This window comes from Sulfurirhabdus autotrophica (assembly GCF_004346685.1).
In the GTDB taxonomy this organism is placed as follows: Bacteria; Pseudomonadota; Gammaproteobacteria; order Burkholderiales; family SMCO01; genus Sulfurirhabdus; species Sulfurirhabdus autotrophica.
In genome coordinates, this window is sequence record NZ_SMCO01000009.1 from 13,303 (window position 1) to 27,098 (window position 13,796).

Sequence of the window (13,796 nt, forward strand, 5' to 3'; positions counted from 1 at the left end):
GCTTGTCGATACAACTGACAGATGCAAAAATCCTTATTGAACAACAAAAAAATCAGGTTGATTCAATCGGCCGGTAATCAGGTAAAATATGTCTTTATTCGCTCAACGACCTATGCCTTCCCCCTTAACTTCCGCACAACAAATACTCCACGCTACATTCGGCTACTCCACCTTTCGCGGAGAACAGCAGGCGATTGTAGAACATGTTGTATCAGGCGGCGACGCGTTGGTACTGATGCCGACAGGCGGAGGGAAATCACTATGCTACCAAATCCCCTCACTATTGCGGCCAGGCGTCGGCATTGTCGTTTCACCATTGATAGCGCTTATGCAAGATCAGGTAGATGCACTGAAACAGCTTGGCGTAAAGGCTGCTTTCCTTAACTCCAGTCTGGAGTTCGATGCTGCTAGGGAAGTTTTTACCCAACTGGTGCGTGGTGAATTGAATATCCTTTATGTCGCTCCGGAACGGCTCACGATGCCTAACTTTCTGGACACACTAGAGCAAGTAGCCTCCGGCCCGGGTTTAGCGCTCTTTGCTATTGATGAAGCTCATTGCGTATCTGAATGGGGCCATGATTTCCGCCGTGAATATCGCGCATTGTCCATTTTGCATGAACGCTTTCCATCAGTTCCCCGCATCGCATTAACTGCAACTGCCGATGCGCCCACCCGGCGAGATATTGTTGAGCGACTGGCGTTGGAACAAGCCCGTCAGTTCGTATCCAGCTTTGACCGTCCAAACATCCGTTATCGCGTTACGCAAAAAGATAATGCCCGCAAGCAGCTGCAAGTTTTTCTGGAAACTGAGCACGCCAATGACGCAGGCATCATCTATTGCCTGTCACGAAAAAAAGTAGAAGAAACTGCCGCTTGGCTAAAGGACCAAGGGTGGGATGCCCTCCCCTACCACGCCGGTCTTGACCCAGCCACACGCAATACCAATCAGCGCAGGTTTCTGCGGGAAGAAGGCGTCATCATGGTCGCCACAGTCGCATTCGGTATGGGCATAGACAAACCCAATGTGCGTTTTGTGGCCCATCTCGACTTGCCAAAAAGCATGGAAGGGTATTATCAGGAAACTGGCCGTGCAGGCCGTGACGGGCTGCCGGCAGATGCCTGGATGGCTTTCGGGCTGGGTGATGTAGTTTCTATGCGCCGCCTGCTGGACTCAGGCGATGCACCAGAAGAACGAAAGCGGTTGGAACGCCAGAAACTGGATGCTCTGCTAGGATACTGTGAAGCCACTGCTTGCCGTCACCAGACCATCTTGCGTTACTTCGGAGAAGAACACCCCGGCAACTGCGACCAGTGTGATAATTGCCTGGAACCCGTCGACACATGGGATGCCACCCAGGCAGCACAAATGGCCCTGTCCTGTGTATATCGGACAGGTCAGCGTTTTGGCGTCGGATATCTGATTGATGTACTACTTGGCAAAACCACACAACAGGTAGAAAGATTTCAACATCAGCAGCTGAGTACTTTCGGCATTGGCCAAGACCTTAGCCAGTCGCAATGGAGCAGCGTTTACCGCCAGCTTGTTGCAGGTGGTTTGCTGGAAGTGGATATGGAAGCATTTGGCGGGCTGCGCCTGACAGAAACCGCACGCCCGGTACTCAAGGGAAAGCAGGAAATATGGCTAAGGCGTGACCCAGAACCCGCCAAACGTAAATCCAGCCGTGCCGAACGGGGATCTCAAGCCCGCGAAGCTTTAGCCAGCGCCAACGAAAACCCCTTATGGCTTGCCCTCAAAGAACGACGATTGGAGCTGGCCCGTGAACAGGGCGTGCCGCCTTACGTGATTTTTCACGATAGCACACTATTGGAAATACTGAATCGACGCCCTGAAAATCTCACTGAATTAGGAAAAATCAGCGGTATCGGCCAAGCCAAACTCACTCGCTATGGTGATGCATTTTTAAAAGTGATCGAGGATGAAACAAATAACGCCATTTAGTTCGCAAAGTAATGCTGTTTAGGGCAAACCTGACCAGCGCAATTCAACTCTTATAACTTGATTCTCTTACAATCTTCCACTGATCATCAATACGCTGATATTCTAGGTGTTTGTGTAAACCGCTTTCTACAAATGTATCATTCTTAAAATACTGCACCAACTCTACAATGGCAGAATCTCCCTTTGTAATAGCAGTAATGTCAGACAGTTTTATTTCAACCTTACCGTACTTAGCGATACGATTACGGCGTTGATTAACCCACTCAGCATGGGAAACATTTTGAGACGGCTGAAAATTTGGGGCATAAGCCGATACATAATTTTCCACATTTTTGCCTGACCATGCCTTGACCCACCCATCCACTGCTGCCAGCACTTCTTTCCGGTCACTGTCTGCTTTCTCTGATTTAATCGCAACAGTCTGTGATGATGTAGCAGGTACAGGCGTAACAACACTTGCTGGCGCAGCAACCATCTTCGCTTGCTGATCATTGAGAGGTACAGCTTTGGCAGGCTCAAGCACCACTTTCATTGTGACTGCACCTAAAACAAAACCCACCGCTCCAACGGCTAACAATTTATGCCAAACTGGCTTCCCAACCTGCCCGTTAATTACCGGCTCAGCTTCGAACCACCGGGTTTTGCTATGTTGAGCGACTTGCGATTGGCGCATAGCACCTTCAATTATGCTCATTACGATTTCCTGACCAATTTTACTGACAATTCCAGATTAAAAATAACCGCCACCTTAAATTGACGAACCTTCAATGACATCACAGCAAATCAATTTTTTTCGAAGTGTCATTTTACTCAAAATGCCATTAGACTGGCTCGAATCTATTTATATACACTACGCCAAATAATGAGAATGCACACATTAGGTTATAACACACCCTCAGCAAGACAACTGGTTAAGAGCAATGCAACATCAACTATCTATATCGGCCAAGCAAGCTCACCGCAAAGATCAACATGCGTCAGATACAAACGCAGATCAAATTCAAATTGATGATATTCAGGCTCCATGTGAGTACACAGCTGATAAAAAGCCTTGTCATGATCTTTTTCCTTCAGATGCGCAAGTTCATGCACAGTGATCATGCGAAGAAACTCAAGGGGTACTGCCTTGAATAAAGTGGCAATACGAATTTCCCGATTAGTTTTGAGTTTATTGCCCTGCACACGAGAGGTTGTCGTGTGTAAACCAAGCGCGTGTTTGTCAACCTCAATCCGGTTATCAAATACAACTTTATTGATTGGCGCACCGTTGCGCATAAAACGGTTTTTCAGCTCAGAAACATAATCGTACAAGGCTTTATCAGTACGAACATCGTGCATGACGGGGTATTTTTTCAGCAGAATATTCCCCAACCGATCCTGTTGGAGGAGTTGCTGCACTTGGACTTTAACAGCTTCCGGATAGCCGGCAAGATACTTTAGAGTAGACATCGGTTTATATTCAGTGCTTAAAGTCAAAAATCAGTTCTCATCAATTACCCCTTTATGCCTGAAGCAATGCGCAACATGTTACTCCACATTAAATAAAAATCAGAAAAAGTACCTCACATGAAAATCAACCCAACGTAAAACAGGCACCCTAAGGTGCCTGTTTCGTTTTCACCCTCTGTAACTTAAAGCTTACAACAGCGGCACCATCAACAACGCCACAATATTGATAATTTTAATTAACGGGTTAATGGCCGGGCCCGCTGTATCCTTGTATGGATCACCCACAGTATCGCCGGTAACAGCAGCTTTATGGGCTTCGCTTCCTTTACCGCCAAAATGATTATCTTCAATGTATTTTTTGGCATTATCCCACGCACCACCACCGGTGGTCATGGAAATTGCCACAAAAATACCGGTGATAATGGCACCCATCAATACGCCACCCAATGCCTGAGGCCCTAGGATAAGCCCTACTAGTAGCGGCACCAGAATCGGCAAGAGTGATGGGATCATCATTTCCTTGATCGCGGCTTTGGTCAGCATGTCCACTGCCTTAGAGTAATCCGGCTTGGCTGTACCTTCCATAATCCCCGGGATTTCTTTGAACTGACGACGCACTTCCACCACCACAGACCCTGCTGCACGGCCCACTGCTTCCATACCCATGGCACCAAACAAATACGGGACCAAGCCACCGATAAAGAGGCCGATAATAACCATATGATTGGAAAGATCAAACATGGTGGCAACATGTTTATGAGCTTCAAGCGTATGCGTAAAGTCAGCGAACAACACCAGTGCAGCAAGGCCAGCTGAACCGATAGCGTAACCTTTAGTCACAGCCTTGGTGGTGTTGCCTACAGCATCCAGCGGATCAGTCACATTGCGCACAGACTCCGGCAAATCAGCCATTTCAGCAATACCACCCGCATTATCTGTTACTGGGCCGTATGCATCCAAGGCGACGATGATACCGGTCATGGACAGCATCGCCGTAGCAGCAATGGCGATACCATACAAACCAGCCAAAGCATGTGCCGCCAGAATACTTAAACACACTGCCGCTACAGGTGCCGCTGTGGAACGCATGGAAACACCCAAACCGGCAATCACATTGGTACCGTGACCGGTTGTAGATGCTTGCGCAATATGCTTCACTGGCGCGTATTCAGTAGCTGTGTAGTATTCAGTAATCACTACCATTGCTGCTGTCAAGGCAAGACCAATCAGGGACGCATAAAACAGATTGATCGTCGGCAGGGTATTTCCCTCCAGCATTATGCTGTCGCCCATAATCCAATTAGTGACAAAATAGAATGACACAGCTGCTAGCGCGGCTGAAACCATTAATCCACGATACAGCGCATTCATGATTTTGCCGCCTTCACGGGCTTTGACAAAATAAGTACCAATGATGGAAGCAATAATAGACACACCACCCAGCACCAACGGGTAGATCATGGCTTTTTCGCCCATGCCTTTCAACATCAGTCCGCCGAGCAGCATAGTGGCGATGATAGTTACTGCATAGGTTTCAAACAAATCGGCGGCCATACCTGCACAGTCACCCACGTTATCACCCACGTTATCAGCAATAACCGCTGGATTACGAGGATCATCTTCAGGAATGCCGGCTTCAACCTTACCTACCAGATCAGCACCTACGTCTGCACCCTTGGTAAAGATACCGCCACCCAACCGCGCGAAGATAGAGATTAGCGAGCCACCAAAACCCAACCCAATCAGAGGAGTGAGATTGACTTCCTGACCAGCTGGTGTGATCGAAACAAGCAATGCATAGTATCCGGCCACACCCAGCAACCCTAGCCCCACTACCAGCATACCGGTAATAGCACCACTTCGGAATGCCACTTGAAGCGCTGCATTCAAGCCACTGCGTGCTGCTTCTGTGGTGCGCACATTGGCCCGCACTGAAATATTCATGCCAATAAAACCAGCTGCACCTGACAAAATAGCTCCAAGTGCAAAGCCATTTGCTGTAAGAGCCGAACCGGAAAAATGATCCAATTGCCACCAAATAAGCACATACAAAACTGAACCTACATAACTGATAGTGGTGTACTGTCGTTTAAGATACGCAGAAGCGCCTTCCTGAATCGCAGTGGCAATTTCTCGCATGCGATCATTCCCAGTAGGCTTGGCAAGCACCCAACCAATAGAAACCACCCCGTATACAATCGCTAGTGATGCACAGGCTAGCGCCAAGATCAGACCTTGAGACATGAATATCCTCCTTTGTTAGATATCTAATTTGTCAGGCCGATTGATAACGGCCTATGCAGCAGCTTCTTTGGTGTTTATTTCTCGTTATTATGTAAAGCGTGATGATTAAAACTGATCAATAGTCTTTTGTTTTTATGGCTAGACCTCCTTCAAAGCGCGTTCCCGTTTCAAAACCGAAAATCTCGCCTAAATTGAGTTCGCGAATCATTTGATCTACTGCTGCCTGACCATGTTCTTTCTGTACTTCAGACAGGATTAACTTGGCAGAATTGCCATTGTAAAAGCCACCGAAATCGGCTTGAACTTTGAGTAACTGGCGCGCCCTGTCTAATGTCATGTATTTTGTGCCTTGCTCCTGGAAAGCGCTTCCAGGTGAATCGGTTAAAACGCAAAAGGTACAGAGAAGCAGCTCATTTTGACTATTCAAACATACTGAATCCCTGCACCTTGCACGCTTCCCCTTTAAATTTTGAATTCGCCTTTCAGCTTCTTTGGTACCGCTATGTTTTTCAACGTAACGTACTTAGGCAATCCATTTTCATACGGAGGATAATCTTCGCCCTGAATCAACGGCAACAGATAACGCTTGCATTTGGCTGTAATGCCAAAACCATCTTTGCTGATAAAGTCCTTGGGCATGAATTTTTCCACATTGGCCACATCTTTCAGATCAGCCACACCAATCTTGTACTTGTATGGCTCATCAGAAATGCGGTCAATGGTTGGCATAACTGAGTTGTAACCTTTTACAGCCAATTCAACTGCTGCTTTACCCAGCTGGTAAGCCTGTTTTACGTCAGTTTTGGAAGCCACGTGGCGTGCTGCACGCTGCAGATAATCTGCCACCGCCCAATGAAATTTATAGCCCAGTGCTTCTTTAACCATGTTAGCCACTACTGGGGCAGCGCCACCCAATTGAGCATGTCCAAAGGCATCACGGGTACCTTGTTCAGCCAGGAACTTACCATCGGGATAATGACATCCTTCAGAGACAACCACCGTGCAGTAGCCAAATTTCTTGACGTTCTCATCTACTCTGGCCAGAAATTTCTTCTGATCAAATTCCACTTCCGGAAACAGAATAACGACAGGAATACCATGATCAACCAATAAACCTCCTGCAGCTGCAATCCAGCCTGCATGACGGCCCATCACTTCAATGACGAATAACTTGGTTGAGGTTTTTGACATGGATTTCACGTCAAAAGAGGCTTCCAGTGTTGAAACAGCAATATACTTGGCAACAGAGCCAAAACCGGGGCAGCAGTCTGTAATAGGCAAATCATTGTCGACCGTCTTAGGCACATGAATCGCCTGTATCGGGTAGCCTAACGTCTCGGACAACTGGGAAATTTTGAAACAGGTATCGGCGGAATCGCCACCACCATTGTAGAAAAAGTAACCAATGTTATGCGCCTTGAACACTTCTATCAATCGCGCATATTCACGCTTATTGGCTTCAAGGCTTTTAAGCTTGTAACGACAGGAACCAAAGGCGCCAGAAGGTGTATGGCGCAATGCTGCAATAGCTTCTGCAGACTCCTTGCTGGTATCGATCAAATCTTCTGTCAGCGCACCGATGATACCGTTGCGACCGGCATAAACCTTTCCAATTACATCCTTGTGCTTGTTGGCAGTTTCAATCACGCCGCAGGCAGAAGCATTGATTACTGCGGTTACGCCGCCCGACTGAGCGTAAAAGGCATTCTTTTTGGCCATGTTAACTCTCTTCTCCATTATCGTTGGTGCAAATCCTAATCGCTTAGGCACCGACATGGCGCCAACTGCGACATCGTGAATTTGTTATTTTTTTATTGTTATAAAAACTTGAATCGATTATTTCTTGCTGCTTGATGCGCCTGCTCGTTGCAAAGCGTGATCAGCCTGTACGCGAAGCACCGTGGTAACACATTCCAGCAGATCCCCGAACTCATCATGTCCCGTGCCAAATTGTTCAAGCACGGAATAATAGAACTGCGTACGAAAACTATTATCGCCCACCTTGCTCAACACAAAGGCTACATCTTCTCCTGTCCAGAACAAAGCCGGGCATGTGGTCATTTCTCTGTCATCCGGTAACAGGCGTAACTCTACGTCAGCCAATTGCACCTCCACCGGTTTGCCATAACGCTCTTTCAATGCGCTTTCCACTACCCATTTTTCTGCATCGGTAAAATCAGGCACATTACTCATAATCAAAAACCCTGGTTTAGCCTAAAGCAGCAAAAATATTGTCACGAATTTGTTCTACTGATCCCACACCTGCAATCTTGACGTATTTAGGTGCGTTTTTTACACCTGAATCAGCCCATTTAGAGTAGTAAGCAACCAGAGGCTCAGTCTGCGCATGATAAACTTCCAGACGCTTTTTAACGGTATCTTCATGATCGTCATCGCGTTGGATCAGGTCTTCACCCGTTGCATCATCTTTGCCGGAAACTTTGGGTGGATTAAACACTACGTGGTATGTACGTCCAGAAGCCACGTGCACACGACGCCCACTCATACGTTTGATAATCTCATTATCATCCACATCAATTTCCACAACATAATCGATTTCCACACCGGCATCTTTCATTGCATCTGCTTGCGGAATCGTGCGCGGAAAGCCATCAAACAAAAAGCCCTTTACGCAATCCGCTTCCTTGATACGATCTTTCACAAGGCCAATAATGATTTCGTCAGAAACCAAACCACCTGCATCCATGATTTTCTTGGCTTCAATACCTAATGGCGTGCCTGCTTTTACGGCAGCACGTAGCATATCACCAGTGGAAATCTGCGGAATACCATATTTTTCTTTGATGTAATTAGCTTGGGTTCCCTTACCTGCACCCGGTCCACCCAACAGGATTAAACGCATGTGAAATTTCCTCCATTTGAATTATTAGAATAAAGACGAGTTTGTCTGAATTACGTAAGAATATTTTAAATACCCCATTGTGGACATTTAATTTTTTTTATCCAACCATAAATAGTTATTTTGGACACGACAATTCAACCAGATATAGCAGCTAAATGAATGAGAGGATTAACGAATTGAAGCAACTCTTTGGTTAAATTAGATTGCTTTTATTTGATTTTGATCGCAAACCTTGACTGATATAAGCAAAAATCAGCCAAAATACGCTCCAACCGATTTAAACAACCTCAGACAGAATGCGATTCAAATATTTGACGAACACGCTGCAAATCTTCTTGGGTATCTACGCCTGCGCCTGGAGTATGTTCAGTTGTAGCTACGCTGATTTTATAGCCATGCCATAATGCACGAAGCTGCTCCAGCGCTTCAAATTCCTCAATACCTGCAGGTTGCAACTGATTGTATACTTTCAGAAAAGAAGCGCGATATGCGTAAATTCCAATATGACGGAAAGCAGGAATATCCTCAGGAAAGGGGCCTCCACCAAAGGAGTCACGTGCGAAAGGGATCGGAGCACGGCTAAAATACAATGCGTACCCCATACGGTCTGTGACGACCTTCACTACATTGGGGTTAAACAAGGTTGGCCAATCATGTACCGCATGACTAGCAGTGGAAATTGAAGCCTGCGAATGATCATGAAGATGCTGCGCCACTTCCTGAATCAAGTTAGGCGGAATAAGCGGCTCATCACCCTGGACGTTAACGACAATTTCATCATCCTGCCAATTCAGGTGCTGAGCAACTTCAGCCAAACGGTCTGTTCCTGAAGCATGTTCACTGGATGTCATCATCACGTTAAACCCATGGGCCTTAACGGCATCAGCGACACCTTGATGGTCAGTTGCCACCCAGACTTCACTTGCACCGGATTTTGCCGCTTGTTCGGCCACGCGAACCACCATGGGTTTCCCTGCGATATCCAGCAATGGTTTACCCGGCAAGCGCGTGGAGGCAAAACGGGCGGGAATGACAATTTTGAAGTTAACCATGGATGTAGACACAGAAATGTAGAATTAATAACAGTGCTTATTTGCAAGCACGTGGAAGCTACCCGGCAAAAAGGTTTAAATCTCTTCTTCCGGAGGAATTTTACGCGCTTCTTCTGCCAGCATGACCGGAATATCGTCCTTGACTTGAAATGCGAGGCGATCAGCTTTGCAGATGAGTTCCTGTTCAATTTTTTTAAAAACAAGCGGGCCTTTGCAAAGCGGGCAAACCAGAATTTCAAGCAACTTTGGATCCATATTATTTCCTTAACTTCTCGATTATTTTAACACCCAAGGCGGGATCAATAATTGCATCCACAGCCAGAACCCATGCGTTTTCCAACCCCAGCCCGGCACATTTTACCGCATCTTTTTCTGTCATCAGAATGGCATCACTATTCTGAAAACACAAATCATCCTTCTCATAAACATAATGATCCGGAAAAGAGTGTGCTTCAAAAAGCAGTCCTAATTGCCTTAAATGGGTAAAAAACCGTTCAGGGTAGCCAATTCCAGCAACGGCATGCAACTGTTTACCCTGCAAGGATTTCACGTCTATTTGCTCGGCAGGATGAGATAAATTATAAAGCACCTGTCCCTGAAGTTGCATACTGAATTCTTGCCCATTCGTGGCAATCTGGCCTGTTGCAGTTTCACTTTGATTCACTACCACTGCATCGACTGTATTCAAGCGACTGACACTTTCGCGTAAAGGGCCAGAAGGCAGCAACATACGATTGCCAAAGAGTCGCGCGCCATCCACGACAGCCAGTTCAACATCTCGCACAAGTCGATAGTGTTGCAACCCGTCATCACTCACCAACACATTACAGTCAGGATGAGATTCGAGTAAAGCCTGCGCTGCCGCCACACGATCTCTGCCCACCCATACAGGGCAGCCACTGCGTCTGGCTAGTAAAACCGGCTCATCTCCAAGCTCAACGGGGTTACCTTGAGGCATCACCGCCAGCGGCCGGGTTACATGCCCGCCGTAACCTCGGCTAATAATGCCAGGCTGCCATCCCTGCTGCTGCAAGTATTTTACTAACCACAACACGCAAGGTGTTTTACCTGTTCCGCCCACGCTGATGTTCCCTACTACAATCACAGGAACAGGCACCCGATAGCTACGTAATAACTTTACTCGGTACATCACACGCCGAAGTCCCGACAAAAGCCAGAAAACAAGACTGAACGGCATGAGCAGCAGCTGCCAAAACGACCATTTATACCACTGCTTTTGTATCCAGTTTTCCACAATCACCATTCAAAAATGCGCTGTAACAACGCCTCATTAACTTCTGCAGCGAGCCGACGCTCCTGCCAAAACCATTTTCGGGCAAGATCGCTTCGCCCCCGCGCCAGAATTGGGTTTTCACAATACTCCTTCCAGCGATGCAAAATAGCTCCTGTTTCAGCAATCATCGAAACAGATTGCGCCATGTCAGACTTGGGAAGAAAAGTATTATCCTCGCAACTCACAGCGCACCCTCCTGCCATCGCCTGCCACAATACGGACAAAGCCATTCCCTGCAAATGAACAGCGCTTACAGCCGCTGAAATGGCTGGCAACCATTTCTGTTCATCAACCATCACCATTGTACCGCTGCCAATTTTTGTACGCTGCCAATGGCTTATTTTCAATCTTTGAGACGATTCAGTATTTTGCTCTGCTTGTGCAGCAATACCACTCACAAACAATATGGCATCAGGAAACTGCGCACGAAACCTGCCGAAAAATGCTGTAACAAATTCAATGTCATCACTATGCAGCCACCATAGGTGGCGATCTGCGCCATCATTGACCAGTGAAACAAAATTAGGATCAACCTGCGCCTCAGTTATCAAGGCTTGAAAATCAACAATAGGTGCTTGCGGCTGTGTTTTCCAGGAGTTTGACTGATATTCGCTTGCCGGAAATATCTGCTCAAATGAAACTGGCTCAGCGGGTGCTTCTGCAGCCACCACCAGTTTGTGGGTGCATGATTCTAAAGCCTGCATTAAATTTTTTCTGGGAGTGATACCAGCAAAAATCACACCAAAGGGAGAAAACCGTCCTAAAATGCGTTTAACCGCAAAAGGATGATCACAAGGTCCATATCCGTGGCCTGTTTTTTTCAGGTTTTCAAGGTTCGTGAGCAACTCAGGGAATTCGGCTTCAAAAGTTAAAACCAACCGAACATCCAGTCGTTTTTCCCTGATAGCACGCAGCAGTTCAACGCCCAACCTGACACTTTCCCTGCTTTTCCCAGTCAACACCCAGATTACTTTGCCTGTGGTCGGTGGCAACCGCACCCCACCCCAACGTGCATTTGCGCTGGATGCATTTCCGTGCAACCGTTCGCGCAACCCGTGATACCAAAGCGACGGAAGAAATGAACCGTAGGGATCAAAAATAGAGTAGGCCATTCATTACCAGAATTTGAAATGAGCAGGTTGCATTAACGCAAAACTGCTCACGCATAAGAAGACCTTACTTCGTAGGACCTGCCTGTGTGGCAAAAGTAACACGACTAAACCCCGCAAGGCGCGAAGCTTCCATGATATTAATGACGGATTGGTGCGGCGTGTTGGCATCTGCATTAATCACCACTGTCGGCTCGACTTGATCGCCTGCAGCACGGCGAAGCTCAACGCTGAAAGCCTCTACGCCACTGAATACAACAGGTGTGCTATTCACCACAAAATGACTGGAAGCATCAACAGATACATTGATCACAGAGGGTTTTTCCACTGATTTGTCTGCCTGCGCCTGTGGCAAATTAATCTGCAACTCTGACATTTTGGTATAGCTGGTAGTAATCATCAAAAAAATCAGAATTACCAATAACACGTCTATCAGAGCAATCAGATTAATCTCTGGCTCTTCTCTTTGCTTCCCACGCTGAAAATTCATCGCCTGACCCTATTTACGCTCGCCATGAATAATTTCCACCAGCTTGATCGCTTGCTGTTCCATATCCACAATGACACTCTCAATTTGTGAGCGGAAATACCGATAGAAAATCATGCTCGGGATAGCAACCATGAGACCAAAAGCAGTATTGTAAAGCGCTACAGAAATACCATGCGCTAAAATTGCTGGCGAACTGCCAGTGGGTGTTTGCGAGCCAAAAATCTCGATCATCCCTACAACCGTACCAAACAAACCCAGCAATGGGCTTATTGATGCAATTGTACCCAGTGTGGTTAAGAAGCGCTCTAATTCATGGGCAGCAGCGCGACCAGATTCCTCAATGGATTCCTTCATGACTTCACGTGAACTTTTCACGTTTCTAAGTCCAGCCGCAAAAATACGTCCCAATAACGGCCCTTTTGCCAACTGGTTCAGCATTTCAACCGACACATTTTTTTGCTTGTATTCCTGTATCACAGCATTGAGCAAAGTAGCCGGGGCAACTTGACTCGGACGCATCCATAAGAAACGAAACACAATGATCGTTAACGAGATTAGCGATGCAAAAATAATTGGCCAGATTGGCCAACCAGCAGCTTGAATAATTTCCTTCACGCACATCCTCCTGAAGACGCAGCCACGCTTGATAAAATTTCCTAACTTTAGCTTGATGCGCTAAATTCAGCAAGTCCGGATAACAACTCTCGTAATATTACTGCAAAGTGCATGAATACTACAGTTCAAAATTTCCACTTCCGGCCTCAGGACGAAAAAAAGCCCCAGGAGGATGAACACCTGGGGCAAAGCGGAACTTAACCGAACATACTCAACACAGAAACAACACAGGGCAATGAATAATGATTTACACTAAACAAAACACCTGACACTACAAAAAAATCGCTACTTAAACCGTCCGACCAAACAGCAAACTAGCCAGCCAAACAGTTCAATACGCTGCATCTAAAATGCTTCTTAACCAGAACATGCTGAAGCAATAAAGACATCATCATATGTCAAGGATATTCATTATGTCAATAAAATATATCATCAGCATATATTTAGACCCACTGCCGGGTCAATTTTGTCACATTAGTACAAAACTACCTTTTGCCAGTTGGGATGAAAAAGTACTTTCAGCACAGCGCGTTCAATAGCTTCTCCACACAATCTGTGGATAACTCTGTGAATAAATCATCAATTCATATGCTAAGTTAATGTCAGAATGGACATTTTTATACTTTGTTCATATCTTAATCACATATTTATTCATTAAATAACAATTGGTTATATTTCATTACAAATATTTCACCAAAAAAACACCAATTTTTCTAATAT

The 13,796-nt window shown here is 46.2% G+C and carries 14 protein-coding genes; 1 reads left to right on the forward strand and 13 read right to left on the reverse strand.

All coding sequences use genetic code 11. The features are described 5' to 3' along the window. The first annotated feature begins 112 nt into the window (after positions 1-112). Positions 113-1,960, forward strand: coding sequence for a DNA helicase RecQ (recQ, locus tag EDC63_RS10085; protein WP_124946806.1), 1,848 nt, complete (start codon positions 113-115; stop codon positions 1,958-1,960). Between the two features lie 43 nt (positions 1,961-2,003). Here the strand turns inward: recQ and EDC63_RS10090 are convergent, their stop codons facing one another. The 13 genes from EDC63_RS10090 to EDC63_RS10150 form a co-directional block, all read right to left on the reverse strand. Continuing rightward, complete coding sequence (locus tag EDC63_RS10090) at positions 2,004-2,654, reverse strand: YybH family protein (protein ID WP_124946790.1); 651 nt, start codon at positions 2,652-2,654, stop codon at positions 2,004-2,006. Positions 2,655-2,896: 242 nt separating this feature from the next. Then, on the reverse strand, positions 2,897-3,409 hold the full coding sequence (locus tag EDC63_RS10095) for a YgjP-like metallopeptidase domain-containing protein (RefSeq protein ID WP_124946789.1): 513 nt from the start codon (positions 3,407-3,409) through the stop codon (positions 2,897-2,899). A 189-nt stretch (positions 3,410-3,598) separates the two neighbouring features. Then, positions 3,599-5,653: a sodium-translocating pyrophosphatase gene (locus tag EDC63_RS10100; protein WP_124946788.1), complete on the reverse strand. Its 2,055-nt coding sequence runs from the start codon at positions 5,651-5,653 to the stop codon at positions 3,599-3,601. Between the two features lie 115 nt (positions 5,654-5,768). Then, entirely contained in the window at positions 5,769-5,990 is a 222-nt protein-coding gene (locus EDC63_RS10105; protein ID WP_124946787.1) for a hypothetical protein, read from the reverse strand. Positions 5,991-6,115: 125 nt separating this feature from the next. Then, on the reverse strand, positions 6,116-7,372 hold the full coding sequence (locus tag EDC63_RS10110; RefSeq protein ID WP_124946786.1) for a 6-phosphofructokinase: 1,257 nt from the start codon (positions 7,370-7,372) through the stop codon (positions 6,116-6,118). Between the two features lie 117 nt (positions 7,373-7,489). Beyond that, positions 7,490-7,846: a hypothetical protein gene (locus tag EDC63_RS10115; RefSeq protein WP_124946785.1), complete on the reverse strand. Its 357-nt coding sequence runs from the start codon at positions 7,844-7,846 to the stop codon at positions 7,490-7,492. Positions 7,847-7,862: 16 nt separating this feature from the next. Continuing rightward, entirely contained in the window at positions 7,863-8,516 is a 654-nt protein-coding gene (adk, locus tag EDC63_RS10120; protein ID WP_124946784.1) for an adenylate kinase, read from the reverse strand. A 287-nt stretch (positions 8,517-8,803) separates the two neighbouring features. Further along, positions 8,804-9,568, reverse strand: a complete 765-nt coding sequence (gene kdsB / locus EDC63_RS10125; RefSeq protein ID WP_124946805.1) for a 3-deoxy-manno-octulosonate cytidylyltransferase — start codon at positions 9,566-9,568, stop codon at positions 8,804-8,806. A gap of 75 nt (positions 9,569-9,643) precedes the next feature. Next, positions 9,644-9,823 (reverse strand): Trm112 family protein, encoded by a 180-nt coding sequence (locus tag EDC63_RS10130; RefSeq protein ID WP_124946783.1) that lies wholly within the window; start codon positions 9,821-9,823, stop codon positions 9,644-9,646. 1 nt (position 9,824) lies between these two features. Beyond that, positions 9,825-10,766 carry a tetraacyldisaccharide 4'-kinase gene (gene lpxK / locus EDC63_RS10135; protein ID WP_262982231.1) on the reverse strand — a complete coding sequence of 314 codons (942 nt, stop codon included), beginning with the start codon at positions 10,764-10,766 and terminating at the stop codon, positions 9,825-9,827. Positions 10,767-10,825: 59 nt separating this feature from the next. After that, positions 10,826-11,974 (reverse strand): glycosyltransferase family protein, encoded by a 1,149-nt coding sequence (locus EDC63_RS10140; RefSeq protein WP_124946781.1) that lies wholly within the window; start codon positions 11,972-11,974, stop codon positions 10,826-10,828. A 64-nt stretch (positions 11,975-12,038) separates the two neighbouring features. Next, complete coding sequence (locus tag EDC63_RS10145) at positions 12,039-12,461, reverse strand: ExbD/TolR family protein (RefSeq protein ID WP_124946780.1); 423 nt, start codon at positions 12,459-12,461, stop codon at positions 12,039-12,041. A gap of 9 nt (positions 12,462-12,470) precedes the next feature. Beyond that, positions 12,471-13,076, reverse strand: coding sequence for a MotA/TolQ/ExbB proton channel family protein (locus EDC63_RS10150; RefSeq protein WP_124946779.1), 606 nt, complete (start codon positions 13,074-13,076; stop codon positions 12,471-12,473). Between the last annotated feature and the right edge of the window lie 720 nt (positions 13,077-13,796).

Bases quoted from the DNA above. Each gene is read 5' to 3' on its own strand.
- recQ (WP_124946806.1), top strand. From the start codon at position 113: ATGCCTTCCCCCTTAACTTCCGCACAACAAATACTCCACGCTACATTC.
- EDC63_RS10090 (WP_124946790.1), bottom strand. From the start codon at position 2,654: ATGAGCATAATTGAAGGTGCTATGCGCCAATCGCAAGTCGCTCAACAT.
- EDC63_RS10095 (WP_124946789.1), bottom strand. From the start codon at position 3,409: ATGTCTACTCTAAAGTATCTTGCCGGCTATCCGGAAGCTGTTAAAGTC.
- EDC63_RS10100 (WP_124946788.1), bottom strand. From the start codon at position 5,653: ATGTCTCAAGGTCTGATCTTGGCGCTAGCCTGTGCATCACTAGCGATT.
- EDC63_RS10105 (WP_124946787.1), bottom strand. From the start codon at position 5,990: ATGACATTAGACAGGGCGCGCCAGTTACTCAAAGTTCAAGCCGATTTC.
- EDC63_RS10110 (WP_124946786.1), bottom strand. From the start codon at position 7,372: ATGGCCAAAAAGAATGCCTTTTACGCTCAGTCGGGCGGCGTAACCGCA.
- EDC63_RS10115 (WP_124946785.1), bottom strand. From the start codon at position 7,846: ATGAGTAATGTGCCTGATTTTACCGATGCAGAAAAATGGGTAGTGGAA.
- adk (WP_124946784.1), bottom strand. From the start codon at position 8,516: ATGCGTTTAATCCTGTTGGGTGGACCGGGTGCAGGTAAGGGAACCCAA.
- kdsB (WP_124946805.1), bottom strand. From the start codon at position 9,568: ATGGTTAACTTCAAAATTGTCATTCCCGCCCGTTTTGCCTCCACGCGC.
- EDC63_RS10130 (WP_124946783.1), bottom strand. From the start codon at position 9,823: ATGGATCCAAAGTTGCTTGAAATTCTGGTTTGCCCGCTTTGCAAAGGC.
- lpxK (WP_262982231.1), bottom strand. From the start codon at position 10,766: ATGCCGTTCAGTCTTGTTTTCTGGCTTTTGTCGGGACTTCGGCGTGTG.
- EDC63_RS10140 (WP_124946781.1), bottom strand. From the start codon at position 11,974: ATGGCCTACTCTATTTTTGATCCCTACGGTTCATTTCTTCCGTCGCTT.
- EDC63_RS10145 (WP_124946780.1), bottom strand. From the start codon at position 12,461: ATGAATTTTCAGCGTGGGAAGCAAAGAGAAGAGCCAGAGATTAATCTG.